Source organism: Arcticibacter sp. MXS-1 (assembly GCF_041902385.1).
Classification (GTDB): Bacteria; Bacteroidota; Bacteroidia; order Sphingobacteriales; family Sphingobacteriaceae; genus Arcticibacter.
The window spans coordinates 2,926,356-2,944,543 of the sequence record NZ_CP169244.1 but is presented as its reverse complement, the minus strand read 5'-3'; the positions used below and the strand labels follow the sequence as shown (position 1 = coordinate 2,944,543).

Annotated in this window: 10 protein-coding genes, 1 tRNA gene and 4 pseudogenes; 2 read left to right on the top strand and 13 right to left on the bottom strand. The window is 45.6% G+C overall.

What is annotated here, in order from left to right:
- Positions 1 to 204: 204 nt before the first annotated feature.
- The 11 genes and pseudogenes from ACES2C_RS12700 to ACES2C_RS12650 form a co-directional block, all read right to left on the bottom strand.
- A tRNA-Leu gene (locus tag ACES2C_RS12700) sits at positions 205 to 288 on the bottom strand.
- Between the two features lie 116 nt (positions 289 to 404).
- Positions 405 to 1,726, bottom strand: a pseudogene (rseP, locus tag ACES2C_RS12695) (RIP metalloprotease RseP).
- 32 nt (positions 1,727 to 1,758) lie between these two features.
- Positions 1,759 to 2,921: pseudogene (locus ACES2C_RS12690) on the bottom strand (1-deoxy-D-xylulose-5-phosphate reductoisomerase).
- Positions 2,909 to 4,406 (bottom strand): annotated as a pseudogene (locus ACES2C_RS12685) (GH3 auxin-responsive promoter family protein). The pseudogenes ACES2C_RS12690 and ACES2C_RS12685 overlap by 13 nt, the downstream one beginning before the upstream one ends.
- Before the next feature lie 6 nt (positions 4,407 to 4,412).
- Entirely contained in the window at positions 4,413 to 5,201 is a 789-nt protein-coding gene (locus tag ACES2C_RS12680) for a hypothetical protein (RefSeq protein ID WP_374163469.1), read from the bottom strand.
- Positions 5,198 to 6,167: pseudogene (locus tag ACES2C_RS12675) on the bottom strand (glycosyltransferase). The gene ACES2C_RS12680 and the pseudogene ACES2C_RS12675 overlap by 4 nt, the downstream one beginning before the upstream one ends.
- Positions 6,168 to 6,216: 49 nt before the next feature.
- Complete coding sequence (locus tag ACES2C_RS12670) at positions 6,217 to 7,170, bottom strand: glycosyltransferase family 2 protein (RefSeq protein ID WP_374163468.1); 954 nt, start codon at positions 7,168 to 7,170, stop codon at positions 6,217 to 6,219.
- Positions 7,171 to 7,285: 115 nt separating this feature from the next.
- Positions 7,286 to 7,858 (bottom strand): DUF4199 domain-containing protein, encoded by a 573-nt coding sequence (locus ACES2C_RS12665; protein ID WP_374163467.1) that lies wholly within the window; start codon positions 7,856 to 7,858, stop codon positions 7,286 to 7,288.
- A gap of 7 nt (positions 7,859 to 7,865) precedes the next feature.
- Positions 7,866 to 8,537, bottom strand: a complete 672-nt coding sequence (locus ACES2C_RS12660) for a hypothetical protein (protein WP_374163466.1) — start codon at positions 8,535 to 8,537, stop codon at positions 7,866 to 7,868.
- 86 nt (positions 8,538 to 8,623) lie between these two features.
- A complete protein-coding gene (locus ACES2C_RS12655) occupies positions 8,624 to 9,889 on the bottom strand; it encodes a dihydroorotase (RefSeq protein ID WP_374163465.1) in 1,266 nt (421 codons plus the stop codon).
- A 10-nt stretch (positions 9,890 to 9,899) separates the two neighbouring features.
- Complete coding sequence (locus ACES2C_RS12650) at positions 9,900 to 11,951, bottom strand: BatA domain-containing protein (protein ID WP_374163464.1); 2,052 nt, start codon at positions 11,949 to 11,951, stop codon at positions 9,900 to 9,902.
- Between the two features lie 170 nt (positions 11,952 to 12,121).
- On the opposite strand from ACES2C_RS12650, the gene ACES2C_RS12645 reads away from it, so the two are divergent.
- Positions 12,122 to 12,382, top strand: coding sequence for a hypothetical protein (locus tag ACES2C_RS12645; protein ID WP_374163463.1), 261 nt, complete (start codon positions 12,122 to 12,124; stop codon positions 12,380 to 12,382).
- 226 nt (positions 12,383 to 12,608) lie between these two features.
- On the opposite strand, the gene ACES2C_RS12640 is transcribed toward ACES2C_RS12645, so the two are convergent.
- Together ACES2C_RS12640 and ACES2C_RS12635 are read right to left on the bottom strand one after the other, a co-directional pair.
- Positions 12,609 to 13,100, bottom strand: a complete 492-nt coding sequence (locus ACES2C_RS12640; RefSeq protein ID WP_374163462.1) for a hypothetical protein — start codon at positions 13,098 to 13,100, stop codon at positions 12,609 to 12,611.
- Between the two features lie 13 nt (positions 13,101 to 13,113).
- Positions 13,114 to 16,410 (bottom strand): TonB-dependent receptor domain-containing protein, encoded by a 3,297-nt coding sequence (locus ACES2C_RS12635; protein ID WP_374163461.1) that lies wholly within the window; start codon positions 16,408 to 16,410, stop codon positions 13,114 to 13,116.
- A 378-nt stretch (positions 16,411 to 16,788) separates the two neighbouring features.
- On the opposite strand from ACES2C_RS12635, the gene lpdA reads away from it, so the two are divergent.
- Positions 16,789 to 18,177: a dihydrolipoyl dehydrogenase gene (gene lpdA, locus ACES2C_RS12630; protein WP_374163460.1), complete on the top strand. Its 1,389-nt coding sequence runs from the start codon at positions 16,789 to 16,791 to the stop codon at positions 18,175 to 18,177.
- Positions 18,178 to 18,188: the final 11 nt, after the last annotated feature.

Below are 18,188 nucleotides of genomic sequence, written 5' to 3'. Positions count from 1 at the left end.
TTACAAAAAACACAGGAGGCGGAAGGATTACCGAACGAAGTGAAATTACGCGTTCGGGTTGGGTCGTAAAAAGCAAGTAGTGATTAATAAAAATGGCCGGTGATTGTTAATCTGTACCCAATTTTGTCGCTTGGGCCGTCAAAATGGAGTGGTGACCAATAAAAAGGGCCGCTTTTTTAAGCAGCCCTCCTGATTGTTGATCTGTACCGCGGGCCGGGGTCGAACCGGCACGATCGTGAAATCATTGGTGTTTGAGACCAACGCGTCTACCAATTCCGCCACCGCGGCTTTTCCCTTTCGGGGATGCAAATGTATTTAAAGTCCGTTTAATTCGCAACAAATATTTAAGGAAGTTTTTAAAACCCTCTTTCTCTTGAAGATAATTCTGCTCCCCTGTACCGGTCCTACTTAATAACGTATTTAATAATATCATTCCCGAGCACGAATACCATCAGAGCGACGATAATGCAAAAGCCTACGATCTGAGCACGTTCCATAAACTTGTCGCTTAGCGGCTTTCCTTTAATCATCTCGATCAGCAGAAACAGAGCGTGCCCGCCGTCGAGAGCAGGGATCGGCAATAGGTTCATGAGCGCCAGGGCCATCGAAAGCAGCCCTACAAGCGTCCAGAACTTAAGCCAATCGACAGTACTCCCAAACATATTGGCAATACCCACAGGCCCTGTAAATGCCTTATTCGCCTTTACCTGCCCAGTCACCACCTTTCCAAGACCTTTGGCATTGTCGGTGAAGAGTCCCCAGGCTTTTGATGCGCCGATAGGCAATGAAGCACCAAGACCGTGCTTGATTGTCTCTGTCGGAATATTGCGGTTCAGCGAGATCCCAATTAGTCCTTCCTGGTTCACCGTCGGAGTTAAGGTTAACACCTGTCCCTTGCGCCAGACGTTCACACTTACCTTTTTGCCTTTATTAGGTACCAGCGCCGATTGAAACTCATCAAAGAAACGAATAGGCTTGCTATTCACGCTCAGGATGCTGTCACCGCTTTCAAAGCCGGCGGCACTTGCGTTCCCCTTAGGCAATACCTCATTCACCCGGTTTAGTGTTTCACGCGGCAGAAGGAACTCGCCGACACCATAGTCGGCCACTTGCTCCAAAATATTACCCGGCACATGGATCACCCTATTTTCACCGTTTCTGCTTACCTGCAGCTCAGCGCCACCAAGGAGGACCTTAGAGCTAGTGATCTCATCAAATCGCTTTATTTCAACCCCATTAACTGCTAATATCCGGTCTCCCGTTTGCAAGCCGATTGATTTCCCGATCTTTCCGGGAACAATCCCATCTACAAGCTTGTCATTCGGTATGTAAGTCTCACCTGCCTTGAAGGTGATCATCCAGAAGATAAAGATTCCGAGAACAATATTAACAGCTATCCCGGCGAGCATAACGATTAAACGTTGCCAAGCCGGTTTAGATCTGAATTCCCAGGGCTGGGGAGGGCCGGAAAGTTGTTCGGTATCCATCGATTCATCAATCATGCCCGCTATCTTGACATATCCGCCGAGCGGCAGCCAGCCAATTCCATATTCGCAGTCTTTATATTTAAAGGAGAAGAGTTTAAAACCCCAGGCGTCAAAAAAAGATAGAACTTCTCGACCTTAATCCCAAAGGCTCTTGCAGCCAGGAAGTGTCCGAGTTCGTGTAATATAATTAAAATTGAGAGCCCCAGCAGAAGCTGGCCAGCCATAACCAATCCGTCCATAATTTCTATTTATCTCTTGTAGGATTTATCCTTTAGCATTTTGTTACCAATTCCCTGGCAATTATCCTTGTTTCTCTGTCGGTGTCAAAGTAGTCCTGCAAAACAGGATGACGAATATAAGAAACTTCACTCATACATTGCCCGATGACCTTGCTCATCTCCAGGAACCCAATGCCTCCCCTCAGGAACTCGGCTACTACTACTTCATTTGCTGCATTGATCACACATGGCATATTCCCCCCTGTTCGAGCGCATCGAAAGCATAAGCCAGGTTTCTGAAAGTATCCGTATCAGGCTTCTCAAAGGTAAGCGACGGGTACTTTAAAAAGTCAAAACGAGGAAAAGTGTTTTTTATTCTGTTTGGATAACCTAAGGCATACTGAATAGGCAGTTTCATATCAGGCAAACCCATCTGGGCCTTCATCGATCCGTCTTCAAATTGTACGATGGAGTGTATGACGGACTGAGGGTGTACGATAACATCGATCTGTGAAGGTTCAAGATCAAACAACCACCGGGCTTCGATCACTTCCAGCCCCTTGTTCATAAGAGAAGCCGAGTCGATCGTTATCTTCGCTCCCATTACCCAGTTTGGATGTTTCAGAGCCTGTTGCCAGGTGACCGAGGCCAAAAATTCGGTATCCTTACCACGAAAGGGACCGCCGGAAGCCGTCAGGTAAATCTTCTCGATCGGGTTATTCTCCTCTCCCACAAGGCATTGAAAGATAGCCGAATGTTCCGAATCTACCGGAAGGATGTTTACCCCATTCTCTCTGGCCAGTGCGTTGATCAGTCCTCCTGCAACCACCAGGGTTTCCTTGTTGGCAAGAGCTATATCTTTTCTGGCTTTGATGGCGGCAATTGTTGGCTTTAAGCCACAAAAGCCAACTAAAGCCGTTAGAACAATATCAACAGATGGCGCTTGTACCACTTCAGCCAGGGCCTCTTCTCCGGCAAGCACCAATATCGGGGTGTCGCTCAAAGCCGACTTTACTTTCTCATACTGACTCTCGTCAGCGATTACCACCTGATCAGGTTTAAACTCCCCTGCCTGCTGAATCAGCAGGTCGGCGTTTTGATTGACAGTCAGTACAGACGCGCGGAACAGCGCCGGATTTTCTCTGATCACTTCCAGCGCCTGCGTGCCGATGCTGCCTGATGAACCTAATATGGCAACATTCTTTACTCTACCCATTTAATAATCTTATCTGCAATTTTTCTGTCATTGGAAAGCCGCGGCACCTTATTCTGTCCGCCAAGCTTGCCTTCATCTTTCATATAATGAATGAAAGCATTGTGCTGAAGACAGCGAATAACCAGAGGCCTTAAGATTCTCCCCTCTATCAAATCCTGGTAGTAAATGTTCTTCTTTTGCAAAGCGGCATCTACCTTAAGGGAAAAGTGCTCCAGGTTGGCGGGCGGCTTTGAGAACTCCACAAACCACTCGTGGTAGGGCAAGCTTCCTCCGGCTGGACTGACCTGCGGTGCAACAGTGAACTCAGTGATTTCCACACCTTCCTCTCTCGCTACCGACATGAGAGCGTGTTCAACTTCTTCCCCAATTACATGTTCGCCGAAAGCGGAGATATAATGTTTGATCCGGCCAGTTACCACAATGCGGTAAGGGTCTTTAGAGACAAATTTAATTGTGTCTCCAATGCTATATCCCCAGAGGCCGGCATTAGTATTGAGGATTAATGCATAGTTTTTATCCAGCTCGACATCCCCCAGCGAGAGCCGTGTAGGCTTCTCATCAAAATATTCATCTACCGGCACAAACTCAAAGAACATGCCCGCACTCGCGAGGAGTAAAAGGCCTTTCTCTTTCTGCGAATCCTGATACGCAATAAAGCCTTCTGAAGCTGGATAAGTTTCGATTGAGTCTACCTTTCGTCCGATTACTTCCTCCATTCGGGCTCTGTAAGGTTCAAAGTTGACTCCTCCATATACAAAGAGACTGAAGTTCTTAAATATCTCTCCAACCTTCTTTCCTCCCGACTTCACGGACAAGCGATCAAAATACATCTGTACCCAGGGGGAATGCCCGAAATGAGCCGCATATCCTGATGAAAGGTCTCTTCAACAATAGCGTCCACTTTTTCCTCCCAGTCCTCAATGCAATTTGTCTCATAAGAGGGCAGCCTGTTTTTCTGCAGGTACTGAGGTACATGGTGAGCAACAATGCCTGACAAGCGCCCGGTTGCCACTCCCCCTTTTTATCCATAACAGGGCTTCCCTGTAGAAATATCATTTTACCGTCCACGAAATCGGCCTTACCTGTCTCGTGGATATAAGTGAGCAAAGCGTTGCGCGCGGCATTAATGTGCTCGGGCATTGACTCCCGGGAGATCGGAATATACTTTACCCCTGAGGTAGTGCCTGAGGTCTTTGCGAAATAAGCAGGTTTACCGGGCCAGAGTACGCTCTCCTCGCCTGTCACCATCCGGGAAATATAGGGCTTCAGATCCTCGTAGTCCCTGATCGGTACCCGTTCCTTGAAATCCTGATACGACCTGATCTGCGAAAAATGGTGATCCTTCCCAAAAGCGGTATTCTCTGCCTCCTTAACTATCCCACGTAAAATATCTTTTTGTGACTGAACCGCTCTTGATTTCCATTTCGCAGTTTGAGCGACTACGTAGGCGGCAAAAGGTTTACTGAGCCAGGCCTTTATCCCCATAACTATCTAAATAATATTTGAAAATATCTCCGGATCCTGATCGCCGTCATACTCGCTCATCATTTTCCTGTAGGCAATAATAATAGCTACGGCCGACAAAGGGACAATTAATGAGTAGTTCAGCAGCAGGATCAAAAAGCCTAGAACCACATAACTCTGCTTAAAAAAGTAGACTGAGATCCCATGAAAGAGGGCTAGAAACCCCAAGAGCATAATGACGCGGGTAAAGTTCCCTCTGGTGATGGCCAGACTGAACTTTAATGACTGGAAGGCTTTCGCATCTTTATCGATGATAAAGAAAGGGAAGAAAGAAATTCTGATACCGATAAAGAAGCTGCAAAGTATAGTAAGCGACAATGCCATCGGAACAACAAGGCGGCTCTTGATCCCTACAAAATCTACAATGAACACCAGCCCCAGGATGACCAGGAAAATTATGACAAACGTTAGGAGGAAATAAAACGTAGCGATGAAAAAATTAACGTAATGCTTATATGAAGGGACGATATCGCGAATGTGCGTAACGCTCTGCTTCGAATCCAGAATGTTAAGGATATACTTGAACATCATAAACTGGATCCCGAAATACAGCAAAATAAACCCAAACGCCATGATGATGCTGAGGAAAAGGTTGAAGTCGGCAAATAAGGCGGACAAAAAACCCGACATCATGGACGTGATAAAAGACAGCAGGCAAAGACCTGCAATGGCGGGGTACTGACTTTTAAGCACCCTCCATGCTAACCGAAGTACATCATTAACTGCAAAGGTACTCTCCTTTAGAAACTCGATCATGAACGTTTAAGAATTATTCTCTTCCAAAAATCCTGCATAAAACCAAGCCCATACCCTGTCAGTTGAATAAAGGCGGCCAGCACACTGAGGCCGGCTACTTTTACTGATTTGTTTATCATCCATGAATGAAAAAAATCAGCAGCACAAACGTGGCCAGAAAGAGGTTAAAGAAAGCTGCCAGCTGATAGTTAAGAGCATTCATAAGCAGTGTAAAAATAACGAATATGGTAAATAATGCAGGAAAAAAATGAACAAGTTTAAGGGTCTGAGGGAAAAACGTATAAATGTTAATCCTGGCTCTGCCGAAGAAATGGATCTGCTTATAAAATTGCTTAAAGCTAGTCCTTCTTTTGTGATAAACAATAGCATCAGGGATCAAACCGATTTTGAAGCCAAGGCTATGAATACGGATACTAAACTCGATGTCTTCTCCCAGACGGGTCAGAATAAAACCGCCCGTCGCTTCCCATACTTTCCGTGAGATCCCCATATTAAAACTCCGGGGGTGAAATTGTCCCCCAAGGTTTTTTTGCTTCCTCTTATCCCTCCTGTGGTAAACGGGGAGGTCATCGAATAGCTGATTGCTTTTTGCACCGGCGTGAAAGAAGGATGAGCCGCATCAGGTCCGCCATATGCGTCTAACTGATGTGCCAGAAGATATCGGCTCACTTCAGCAAGATACGTTGAAGGGATAAGACAGTCGGAATCGAACATCACAAAAAAATCGCCTTTCGCGTGTCTAAAAGCGAAGTTTCTTGTAAATCCCTGCCCCTCGTTTTCCTTCACGAAATACCTCACATCTAATTTATTCTGATAAGATTCTACTATCTCCCGGGCGTCAAGCTTTGAACCGTCTTCAATTACAAGCACTTCGAACTGCGTATATGTTTGCCTGGTCAGAGAGTCAAGCAATTCGTCAATTTCCTGCGGGCGATTGTAAAGAGGTATGATAATAGAAAAAAACATATTTAAAGATGTAGGAGACGAAACTCCGGGAAGCTACAAGGAAGCCGGCCTAGCCAATCTCTTTCTCGATGTTATACGCATTTCTTTCACTAGAGTTGCGGGAAACAAGTTCGGCGACGAAGCCGGTGAGAAATAGCTGAAACCCTACGATTATGGCGACAAGCGCGATATAGAATAAAGGCTGATCGGTAACATTTCTGTATTTAACCTGGTTGGCAATATCAATGAGTTTATCAGCAATGAGCCAAATGGTGATCACAAGACCCGCAAAAAAGCTCAATACACCCAACGATCCGAAAAAGTGCATTGGGCGTTTTCCAAACTTGCCCACAAAGAAAATAGAAAGCAAGTCAAGAAAGCCGTTTACAAAACGGCTCATGCCGAACTTGGTAGTACCGTACTTTCTGGCCCTGTGCTCTACAACCTGCTCCCCTATCCTCTTGAATCCCGCCCACCGGGCGAGTACCGGGATATAGCGGTGCATTTCACCGTACACTTCGATATTCTTGACCACATCTCTCCGGTAAGCCTTCAGACCACAGTTGAAATCGTGAAGGTTATGTATCCCGGACATGCTTCTCGTCGCGGCGTTGAACAACTTAGTAGGGATGGTTTTGCTTAAAGGATCGTGCCTTTTCTTTTTCCATCCTGACACCAGGTCATACTTCTCTTCCTTAACCTTTCGATAAAGTTCCGGGATCTCGTCCGGACTGTCCTGCAGGTCAGCATCCATTGTGATGACAACATCGCCCATGGCCGCTGCAAAGCCGACATTTAATGCAGCGGATTTACCATAATTGCGCCTGAACTTGATGCCTCTTACCATATCGAACCGCAAGCGCAGCTGCTCAATGACATCCCAGGAACCATCATTACTCCCGTCATCAACAAGGATAATCTCGAAAGAAAAACGGTGTTCCTGCATGACCCTGCAATTCCATTCCACCAGTTCAGGCAAAGATTCAGCCTCGTTATAAAGGGGTACGACTACGGATATATCCATTCTTGGTATATAAAGGATGCGGCCTATAGGTGCCGAAATAAAAACGTGCAAATTTTATCATTTTTATTGATAAAACTTGCACGCAATGTACTAATAAATAAAATGTCGAAAAAAGCTATTCTTCTGTTACAGGAACGGTGTAAGGTCTTTGCTTCTTGAAGATCGCTGCAAAAATAAGAGCGCCTACAAAATAAATGATCACCATTGTTCCTATACTGATCAGGAGATCTGACAGGCCTGGATTAAATTGCTTCTCCATTTTCACTTCCACATCTTTAGTCGCTTTATCAATCGCATCCTGATCCATGCCCATTTTCTCAAACATCTTCACCGTATTGTTGGTGGTGATCTCTTTCATTGTGGTCACGTAGTTCGGTTCAAGGAATTTACCAAAGACGACTGTAAAGAGATAAACGATGAGGGCAGACACAATAAACATCGTAAAGATCATACTAAGTGCCTCCTTAAACGACCAGAATCCTCCTGCCTTTTTCCGCAGATCGAGGGAGAAATAAACAGCCAGTACCAGTGCCAGCACGAAAGAAAAGATCCCCCACCACATGGACCCCATCAGATCGGGCTTGACATAATACACAATTAAAAACAGGACAATGTTGATAAAAGACCAGATGAGGCCATTCATTACAGCAGCTTTTCTTACAGTTGCTGAATCATACGTAGTTTCCATAATTATGTTAAGGTTTGTTGAATGCCGACAGCAAAGCGTAAACAGAAGAATCAAACTCAGGATCCCCGCTATTACTTACAAAGACTTCTTTGTCCTCCTCCGATGGCTCGTTTTGATAGAAAAAGCACATCACAGGATAAAAAAGCTCCTTAAACTCTGAAGAATCATTTAGTTCACCCGCAACTCTCGCAATTTCGGAGATGTTGCTCTCCATTAAAATCTGGTTGGCGATAACATCCTCATAGATGCGATGCTCATCCTGGAACTCATCTTCGTCTACCAGCAGGAACTCTTTCAGAAAATCTTCCAGATCTGGTTCGATCTCTTCGTCGCGGCACTCCCTCAGGTAGAGTAAAACGTTCAAAAGCTCTGTACCCCGGTCGATCGTTTCATCCTCGATGGCCTCCCATTCTTCAGATTCGAGATAGTCGTCCTCTAACTTTTTCACGTCTTCCGAAAAGAAATTCACCATCAAAAGATCAAAAAAGACCTCTCTCAGCCCTTCCATGTGAGGTTCGTTGTCGAAAGTCTCATCCATCCGCTCAACCTTCGTCATGAAGTCAGCCTCTGAGTCAAAAACGTCTCTGATCTTCTTTTCAAAACCTTCAACGGCATAAGAGCTCGCTTTTTCAAATTCCTTCAGAGAAGCCGAAAGGGCTCTTTCTATATGTTTGTCCATATTAATGCTGGCAGCTCATAAGGTTGAGCTAAAACAAGTTTCCTAAATAAAAATGACAATAACAAGACTTATGGCAAATGGAAGAGCTACCAGCTGTAAACCTGCCCTTTGTTTCCCACCAGTATTACCTTACCTCTGAGATTTTTCCCTCTGAAGGGAGAATTAAAAGATTTGGATTTGTTTGAAGACTCGTCAAAGCACCACTCTTGGTTGGGGTCAAACAATACGAAGTTCGCGTCTTCTCCCTGCTGCAGAGACGGCACCGGCAAATTCAGGATCTTCCTTGGATTAACAGAAAGCTTCTCAACAAGTTGTTCTACCGGTATTCCAGCCTGCAGCACCAGTGGCAAAACAGTTTGTAAACCCGTCATACCAAATGACGCGATTTCAAACTCCACTTCCTTGAACTCCACTTCGTGAGGAGTGTGCTGTGAAACTATTGCATCTATCGTCCCGTCCGACAGGCCTTCAATCAAGGCAGCCACATCGGCAGCCGGCCTAAGGGGCGGCTTAACTTTGTAGTTACTGTCAAATCCGGCTAATTCGTCCTCCGTCAGAACAAGATGATGGGCAGCCACATCACAGGTTACCTTGATTCCTTTCTTCTTGGCATCACGAATGAGAGCTACTGTCCCTGCTGAAGAAATTGTACTGAAGTGAACTTTAGACTCGTTATACTCGGCAAGAAACAGGTCCCTGGAAACAAAAACCTCTTCGGCTAGTGCAGGGATACCTTTCATTCCCAGATAAGTGCTCATTACACCTTCATTCATCTTTCCTTTTCCTGCAATAGACGAGTCCTCAGGAAAGGAAAAGATGAGTCCGTCAAATCCCTTTACATATAGAAGGGCCCTGCTCATAAGTCCTGAGTCACCTACTGGCCTTGTACCATCGGAGAACGCTACAGCTCCAGCCTGAAACATATCATATAATTCGGCAAGATCCTTTCCTTCCCTGTTATAACTTATGCAACCGACCGGATAAATGTCCGTCAGAAACTCCTTCGATCTGCTCAGGATATACGAAACTTCCGCTTTCGAATGAACCGGCGGATGAGTGGAAGGCTGAGCCGCCACACCGGTAAACCCACCTGCTGCTGCTGCAATCGCCCCCGATTGAAGGTCTTCCTTTGTTTCCAGACCAGGTTCTCCAAGATTAGCATTCAGATCAAAAAAGCCAGGCGCAAGGAACTTACCAGTGCCATCGATCACCTCCCACCCCTCTCCTGAGACAGGAATATGGTCTGCAACTTCTGCTATTTTACCATTCTCAATAAGGACGTCGGCTATTTTGTTGTAGAATACAGATTCGGGAAACAGAATCTTGACCGATTGAACAAGTGTAGTCTTCATGTAATAAGTTTTAAGTTCCCTGTTGCAGGGTACTAGCGCTCCTGCCATAAAACCTTAAAAGCAGAATTTCCGCAGCCAGGAAAATCAGTGTCAAAATTAGACAAACTTTCCACAACTGCACACCATAATTTACTGCTTTCACGCTATTTTTTAACGGCTCGTTATAAGGATCAAAGAGACGCACATCATTGCCATTGAACCGGTCCCTGAGCTCGTCTTCATCAAGGTAGCTCAGATCCGATTCACTTCTGTCATTATTGAACGCGACTATTGAAAGGAGGCTGTCGGATTTGGAAAGCTGATACTGTCCCGCTTCACTGATCTGATCGGCAATAAACAGACGAGTACCGCTTTCTGCCTGCCTGACATCCGGAATTATTTCTGCCTTCTCATTCCGCAGCCGGAGTACCTCGTTGCCCGCTAAACGAAGAGGTTCTGTTTCAAGAAAAAGATCGCGCCCTATTGTATAGGAGAGAGCCCTGTCGTGCAGACTCAGAAAAGCAGCCTGATACATCACTGGGACAAAGAGAGCATGTCGAACAAAGTTTGACGACTCTTCGGATAGAGAAACGGCTGCAAGATAAACTGTTCCGCGACCAAGAGTGTGCCTGCTCAAGAAGGGCCGGCTGGCAGGAAGTTTCATTACAGCGGCTCCCCAACCTTGGCTATTCGTGCTGAAAAGAACATACTTCCTTGCTATAGGAAGCTCTACGTTCCGCGGAATATGATCAAACACGCCCCGGAACATAGGGCTTTGGTATTGAACATTTTGAACTTTGGCGGGCACCGTTTCCACTCCCTCGGGCACACCCGTATTTAGTGCAGAACACAGCGAGCCAAGGCCGTGAATATCGTCCAGGGAAGGGAAAATCATTATTGACCCGCCATTCTTCACATATTGCTTTATTGCGGCTACAAAGCCGCCCGTCACTCCTTTTGTTCCGTTCAGGACGAGAAACGGATAAGCCGCTAGTTTGGAATAATTAAGCTGACCGGCATTCTCGGTCCTGAGATCGAAGAAATCTTCTGTACCATATAATGCCTCGATGTATTCATTGCCCTGGTTCCCTGCATCGATCGACAGGATCTTCATGGACGGCCTGACCTGAAAAGAAATAAAGTAACGATCGTCGAACGTTATGGGATAATCTCCTACCCTTATTTCCCCTTGCTTCCATCCCTGGGTGAGCCCGCTGAAAGAAAGGGTGTCGTTAATGGTTGCCCTGGCAGGCAGCGTAACAGAACTAATCGCCTTCTGCTGTTTTTCAACCAGAAGTCTCAGAGGCACACTTCCGGTCTCTTTATCAGAATTGTTCCTCACCCGAACAATCAAGCGCTCTGCCTCACCGGCGCGGTGAACCGGAGAAACAAACCAGGCAGAGTCCACAGAAACGTTAGCCTGCTCAGGCGCCCGCAGTCTCACCAGCCGCACCGGAACGTTATTCGACAAGCTGTCATCCGATATTAGATTACGCTGAAAGTCGGAAATCAGATAGGCTGTGCCCGTCCTGCCCTGTGCGCGATCCAGGCAGGACTCCTGGAGTTTGATCACCTCCTGCAGGGTGCGCCGGTTCGCACTTACCCTAATCTCGTCAAGGGCAGAAAGAAAGTCCTCGTAGTTGAGCAGGCGCTGATGTCTCCCACCAAAATCGTTTGTGAGAAGCTGGAACTGGTCGTTTAATCCGTAAGCCGAAGCGATCTCTTTTGCCCTCCGTTTCGCTTCTTCAAGCAGGCTCCCCTCGCGGCTTTCCACCTCCATGCTATAGGAATTATCGATGTAAATACTGACGGCTTTCTTCCCCTGAGCAGATACCGTCCCCTCTGAAGGCAGATAAGGCTGAGAAAATGCGAGAACAAGGAACAAAAGAGCCAGGCACCTGAGGGATAAAAGCCAGAATCGTTTCAACCTTCGCGCTGCTGAGGATTTCTGCTCTACAGCCGTCAGGAACCGGAGGTTACTGAAATGCACCTTCCTGATCTTCCTGAAACTAAAAAGATGGATGATCACAGGCACTAACAAAACAAAGAGTCCAAACAGAAATCCGGGAAATACGAAGCTCATTACTCAAACTTAGAAAATATATTCTTACCCATGGCCCGGATATATTAAAAAAGCCCCGCACCTGTACGTTCAATTCCCTAATATTTAACCCCTTACCACTAAACGGCAAGAAACGCCACAGGTTGTAGAACATCGCCACATGTGTGAGATCACACTCACCGCAGTGTACTATGGGGACTACAGTTTGGCTTTGGGGCTTAGAAAAAACGGCTATTTTATCGCTTTTAGGGCTCTGGCATCAAATTGGCAACGGTAACAGTATAAATGTAAGAACTATGAATACGACGATCAACCAAAACTTGCTAGGACAATTTGATAAAGAATTAAAAGCGATCTTACAGAATGATTTAAAGAAGTTCCGTCAGGACAAAGGAAAATTTCTCCGCAACACACCAGGTAAAAGCCAGGATAAAGACCTACTGGTTGCCTGATCCAACATATACCTATTTAAAACTGATATGATAAAAAGGGAGGAGACCAACTATGGATCTCCTCCCTTTTTATCATATCAGTTTTACGACCTTACTAGAAGAGCAAACGTATGCACGGAAAAACGGTCAATTTGGCCACGAAGTTTGATTTCGCAAAACTTACACCACTAAAAAGCCTCCTCAAAGAGATATTGAGGAGGCATTTAGATTTTGCTTTGGTGTAAGATTACTTAATAGTGATGAGATTACTGACAGTAATTTGATAGGGCGTATAACCAGCAGTATTACCTGCAGGACGCATATAAGCCTTCACCGTATACTTCTTGCCGGATAGGTATTTTGTCGCATCCAGCTTATAGGTTATTGTTCCCTGATACACCTTTGTATTTGGGTATGTAGAAGGAACGGACGACACGCTAATACCTGTGACGCCCTTCCCAGACCATTTTTCGTAATGCACACTGTCTACCCTCACTGCTGCATCGTATATGGCGTAATCAAAAGCGCCTACCTCAGTGTTACTTGCAGTTGCTCCGAACACAAACGAAATAGTGTTCGAATTGGCAAAAGGCCCAGTCAAATCAGGTGAGATACCAAAACTCGAGAGACTCATCACGGGCAGCTTTTTCTCTATCTCGTCTACGTTTGCATCTTTTGTGCAGGCCGCAAAGAAAGTTGACACTCCCAGTGCTATTGTTAATATAATGTTCTTTTTCATTTGATTAAAATAATTAGAAGATGTATTTCACACCTAGCTGCATGCTCCAGGTCGAGCTTAAACTGTAATTATATTGATAAGGCTCAGTAACTAGCTTATTGCTTAACACTTGCATTGTGTATATCGGCTTGTTAGTAGTCGCATCAATTCCTTTATATACCAAAGGATTATTAATAGTGTAGCTCTGAAGCACTCCCCAATTTTTGTTGAGCAGATTAGGTACGTTTAGAACGTCTACGCTAAATTGAAGGTTGTGCTTTACACCCCCTCTCTCAAGAACAAAGTCCTGCAGAAAGCGCATATCTACCCTATTATACCACGGTCTGAAGGCTGCATTCCTTTCAGCGTATTGGCCCCGCCGACTCTTCAAATAAGGTGTATTATTGATGAACTGCTCGAATGCCACGGCCTGCTGAGCTGGAGTATAGCTATACAGTACGTTCTTATTGTTATCCTGAATGTCAAGCTGTTGGAATATGATCTCGTTCATATTCTTAGGCACATACAACAAATCGGTGCTATTATTACCGTCGCCGTTAAGGTCACCGTTTACTATATAGCTGTACGGATTGTCATTTTTCGAACCCTGGTAGAACAGGGACAGAGAAGAAGCAAAGTTCTTGGCGTACTTCACCTTGTACGAAATCGTTCCAACCACACGGTGGGGCGTTGCATAAGCAGAATATCCCATCTCGATGTCATTTGAGGTACCTACGTTTGGATTTGTATTCCAGATAGAAGATGCCTGATTGCCGGGGTTAGCGGTCACTTCCTTTGCCTTCGTATAAGTATATGCCAGTGAACCGGAGAGACCTGATGCACCAGTCTTGCTAATCTGTGCGGTATAAGCGGTAGAGTAACCCTTATTGGTATTCTCAAGAACGATCGCACTGGTTATATCGGGATAGATATATCGGTCTGTATTCGCAGTAGAAACGTAGCGAGGGCGGTTAAATTCTCCTTCAGTGATGGTGCCGGTAGGAGCCTTCAGGTTGGCATTACGCATCCTCACTGCGTTGATGTCTTTGGTGATCAAAGCCTCAAGAGAGACATTGAATCCATTTCCAAGTCCCTTTTCGACTGCCAGATTGGTACGGAACACCTGAGGGAACTTAAAGTTATTGTCAATTGCGACAAAGTTCTTCGGAACCGTTGACCCCGCGGTTTGCGGGAAAAGACTGGCGTAAGCTGCCGGATCGGAGCTAAACTTAATGTTCGCGAGCACAGCAGGATTGGTGATAGCTCCTCCATTCTGATACATTCCACTGTTGGTCGGCATGTTCGTCAGATATACGAAAGGAATCCGCCCAGTGAAGATACCTAGTCCTCCGCGCACGATCAGAGAATTGTCTTCCAGCAGGCTCCATCTAAAACCTGCACGGGGCGAAAATAACCAGCGGGCTTTCGGCCACGCGCCTGTGTTGTATGAAGTAAGGACGCCTTCTTTATTTGGCAGTTGAAGCGCTGTTATCTGCGGATTCTCAAGTGGATTTTCATGATAGATTGGCCTGTCCGCTCTAATGCCGTAGGTCAGCTTAAAGTTCGGATTCGGGTTAAATTCGTCCTGTGCATAAAAGCCCAGTTGTCCAATCTTAAGTTCCGCTGAGTACACTGCGCTTTTGCCGGGCACCAGCGAATAAGTATAAGCGTAATAAGCAGGAGCACGGTCTTCAAGGAAGTCGCTTAAACTGCTGTAAGCATAATAGCTGTTGGACCCGGCCATAAACATATTTCCCACTTTCTGGTACTCGTAGCTTCCACCAACAGTAATGGTGTGCTTTCCTGCATAATAAGTATAGTTATCAACTATATTATAGCTATCGGTTACCACATCGTTGTTATAGGTATAGGGATCCATCCCGGCGCTGATGAAATTTGCTCCGGATCCGTTGAAGATGTCAATGGTCGGGAATACAGGACCATCAAAGGTTCTGGTGCTCTTCGACTTGGTTAGTGCCAGCAATAACTGGTTCGACATTTTTCCGCCGAAATTACTATTCAGCTCAGCAGTGGCAGTCTTCACAGGATTCTTGAACCCATAGTTGGAGTTACTGAAAGCCATTGAGTTGTTGCTAAAGCGGTTATTAGGCAGGCGGCTGAGTGAAGAGGTATTCCCTGTAACTCTAAAGCCACCTCCGTTAGGAATACTGCTTCCGTTCAAAGCAACGTCACTGGTAGCTGAAAGATCGCTATACTTTACAGTCAGCTTGTGAACGTCGTTGATGTTCCAGTCGAGCTTCAAAAGGAACTTGGTATTCTCAGGATTAAAGCTAGGGAAGTTATCGTAGGTCCCAGTGTCGTAGTTATATTTAGCTAAATGTGCCTTAACGAGTTCCAGATCGCTGGCCGTTGTCGAAGAAATGTTTCCTATCCCGGAACCACCAGTTGGAGAGTATGTAATACCGGGGTTAGCTGCCTTTTCATACTCAAAGTTTGCGAAGAAGAACAACTTGTCTTTAATGATCGGACCACCTAAAGTAGCGCCGTACACCTGATTTTTAGATTTAACGTTTGATGCGCTTAGATCTCTTTCCCTGGCATGGGTTCCGTTGAAGGACTGGTCACGATAAAAACCATAAGCCGAGCCATGAAATGTATTTGTACCGCTTCTGGTTACCGCATTAATCCCAGCACCAGTGAATCCAGATTGCTTCACATCAAAGGGAGAAAGATTAACAGAGATTTCATCGTAAGCTTCTATAGAAATAGGCTGAGCACCACCTCCAGGCAATGGATCAGTACTTAGCCCGAACGTATTATTCAGATTCGCACCGTCTACCAACACGTTATTATACCGGTTGTCACGCCCTGCAAAGTTGTTGCCGTTTGACTGTGGGGTCAGACGAGTATAGTCTGTGATGCTTCTGGTAATAGTCGGCAAAGTGGCAATCTGCTCTCTGCTGATATTGGTACTTGCACCTGTGCGCGCCACGTTGATTCCTTTTTTACCCGTTACAACTACCTCAGACAATGCGGTCCCGGAGTTTGATAAGGTCACATTCAGAATGTAAGGTTCACCGAGACGCAGCGAAATATTCGTAAATTTTTGAGACTGAAGGCCGATATAGCTCACTTCAATCACGTAAGGCCCACCGATGCGAACGTTCGGAAGAGTAAAACGGCCATCAGCATTCGTAGAAACGCCGTATCTCGTTCCAGTCGGCTGATGCGTAGCTCTGACGGTCGCGCCGATCATCGGATCACCCTTTGCATCTCGCACCAATCCCGTAATACTACTTGTTGTCACCTGGGCATGCAGAGTCGCCACTCCCAGTAAGGCAAGAAGTGTAAAAAGTAAAAACTTCCTCATAAAAAATTTGCTTTTTGATAAAAGATGAAAATTTTATTTTGATTTTCAGCGGCAAAGATAGCTACGTTTTTCAAAATATTACAGGTTCTAATATTAAATTAATGTTAATTCCCGGTTTCACCCTTCCTCTTCTTTGACATTTTTGAAATTTTAAGCGTTTTTTTTGCTAATTCCCTTATTCCTCGCTTCCGGCCTGCGGTTTTTGTGGAAAACTTTCCTCTGCGCTGTTAATAAATTATAACCACACGATCTCCTCATACCTTACCGGCAGCGGCGGAGAAAGAATCGTCCGGCGCGTTTTATGTTTTTTGCGTGAAAATCCGAATGCAAAATTTTGTGTAAGTTTGGCCCGTTCAAAAATAAATAAATAGAATTCTTATGAATTACGACTTGATAGTTATCGGAAGCGGTCCCGGCGGCTATGTAGCTGCAATTCGCGCTTCGCAGTTGGGCTTGAAGACGGCCATTGTCGAACGCGAATCTCTCGGCGGAATCTGCCTGAACTGGGGATGTATTCCAACAAAAGCACTATTGAAAAGTGCGCAGGTTTTTGAATATATTAAACATGCTTCCGACTACGGCATTAACGTGCAGGGCGGTGAGCCCGACTTCAACGCAGTTGTTAAACGCAGCCGCGGTGTGGCTGATGGCATGAGTAAGGGTATCCAGTTCCTGATGAAAAAGAACAAGATCGATGTGATCATGGGAGTCGCCAAAATCAAAAAAGGCGGCAAGGTAGAGGTGAAAGGCTCTGATGGCTCTGTGAAAGAGTATACAGCAAAGCACACTATTCTTGCTACAGGCGCCCGTTCACGTGAACTTCCCAACCTAAAACAAGACGGCAAAAAGATCATTGGTTATCGTCAGGCAATGAGCCTCGCCGAACAACCTAAGAGCATGATCGTGGTTGGATCCGGAGCAATCGGAATCGAGTTTGCTTACTTTTACAAGGCAATGGGTACCAAAGTCACTGTCGTTGAATTCATGGACCGCATTGTTCCTGTTGAAGACGAAGAAATTTCAAAGCAACTCGAGCGTAGTTTAAAGAAGATCGGCATCGAAATTCTTACCAATTCTACTGTTGAGTCTGTTGACACTTCAGGCACCGGCTGCAAGGCGCAGGTAAAAACAGCTAAAGGAACAGAGACCCTCGAAGCTGACATTGTTCTTTCAGCCGTCGGAATCACTCCAAATATTGAAAATATCGGACTGGAAGAAGTTGACGTAAAGACCGACCGCGGCCGCGTAGTGGTAGACGACTTCTACAAGACAAACGTAGAGGGTGTATATGCTATCGGAGATATTGTAAAGGGTCAGGCACTGGCTCACGTGGCATCAGCAGAAGGGATCATTTGCGTTGAAAAGATTGCAGGGCATCATCCTGAGCCTTTGAATTATAACAACATCCCCGGCTGTACTTATTGTACCCCCGAAATTGCCTCTGTTGGTTACACTGAAAAGGCTGCAAAAGAAGCTGGTTACGAGATCAAAGTGGGAAAGTTCCCGTTCTCTGCCTCTGGTAAAGCAAGTGCTGCCGGTACTAAAGACGGATTTGTGAAAGTAATTTTTGACGCAAAATATGGTGAGTTCCTGGGAGCACATATGATCGGCGCCGGAGTAACCGAAATGATCGCTGAAGTTGTTGTTGCACGTAAACTGGAAACAACAGGCATGGAGATCATCAAGTCCGTTCACCCTCACCCAACTATGAGCGAGGCTGTAATGGAAGCTGCGGCGGATGCATACGGCGAGGTTATCCACCTTTAATAGATATTAGA

Coding starts and splice junctions, on each gene's coding strand:
- ACES2C_RS12650 (WP_374163464.1), bottom strand. CDS start 11,951: ATGAGCTTCGTATTTCCCGGATTTCTGTTTGGACTCTTTGTTTTGTTA.
- ACES2C_RS12640 (WP_374163462.1), bottom strand. CDS start 13,100: ATGAAAAAGAACATTATATTAACAATAGCACTGGGAGTGTCAACTTTC.
- ACES2C_RS12660 (WP_374163466.1), bottom strand. CDS start 8,537: ATGGACAAACATATAGAAAGAGCCCTTTCGGCTTCTCTGAAGGAATTT.
- ACES2C_RS12645 (WP_374163463.1), top strand. CDS start 12,122: ATGGGGACTACAGTTTGGCTTTGGGGCTTAGAAAAAACGGCTATTTTA.
- ACES2C_RS12635 (WP_374163461.1), bottom strand. CDS start 16,410: ATGAGGAAGTTTTTACTTTTTACACTTCTTGCCTTACTGGGAGTGGCG.
- ACES2C_RS12655 (WP_374163465.1), bottom strand. CDS start 9,889: ATGAAGACTACACTTGTTCAATCGGTCAAGATTCTGTTTCCCGAATCT.
- ACES2C_RS12670 (WP_374163468.1), bottom strand. CDS start 7,170: ATGGATATATCCGTAGTCGTACCCCTTTATAACGAGGCTGAATCTTTG.
- lpdA (WP_374163460.1), top strand. CDS start 16,789: ATGAATTACGACTTGATAGTTATCGGAAGCGGTCCCGGCGGCTATGTA.
- ACES2C_RS12680 (WP_374163469.1), bottom strand. CDS start 5,201: ATGATCGAGTTTCTAAAGGAGAGTACCTTTGCAGTTAATGATGTACTT.
- ACES2C_RS12665 (WP_374163467.1), bottom strand. CDS start 7,858: ATGGAAACTACGTATGATTCAGCAACTGTAAGAAAAGCTGCTGTAATG.